At 59.1% G+C, this 465-nt stretch carries 1 protein-coding gene; it reads right to left on the bottom strand.

All coding sequences use genetic code 11. The features are described 5' to 3' along the window. Nucleotides 1-465 (bottom strand): ATP-binding cassette domain-containing protein (locus EN786_RS36085; RefSeq protein ID WP_135910028.1); only part of this gene is annotated, 465 nt, incomplete at both ends.

Raw genomic sequence — 465 nt, 5'->3', positions numbered from 1 at the left:
CGAATTCCTGCGGGGCCGGGAGGATTGTTCCTGACCCCTCCAGCACCACCCTCCCCCCCTTGCTGACCGCCGGCAAAAGGTTGATGCGCGGGCTGCCGATGAAAGTCGCGACAAAGAGATTGGCAGGTCGGTTGTAGACCTCGCCTGGGGTTCCAAGTTGCTGAACGACACCTTTGTCCAGGATGGCGATGCGGTTTGCCAGCGTCATGGCCTCGATCTGGTCATGTGTCACATAGACGGTGGTTCGACCCATCCGATGGTGCAGCTTCTTTAGCTCGGTCCGCATTTCGACACGCAGAAGAGCATCGAGGTTCGATAGTGGCTCGTCGAAAAGGAAAAGGCTTGGCTCTCGCACCAATGCGCGGCCAATAGCTACCCGCTGCCGCTGCCCGCCAGACAACTGTCCCGGCTTTCGATCCAGCAAATGGCTGATTTGGAGCAAGTTGGCGACGTCGGAAACCGCCT

The sequence above is a fragment of the Mesorhizobium sp. M4B.F.Ca.ET.143.01.1.1 genome, assembly GCF_004792275.1.
Lineage (GTDB): Bacteria > Pseudomonadota > Alphaproteobacteria > Rhizobiales > Rhizobiaceae > Mesorhizobium > Mesorhizobium abyssinicae.
The sequence above is the reverse complement of the archived record's forward strand: the minus strand, read 5'-3'. Positions and strand labels throughout refer to the sequence as shown.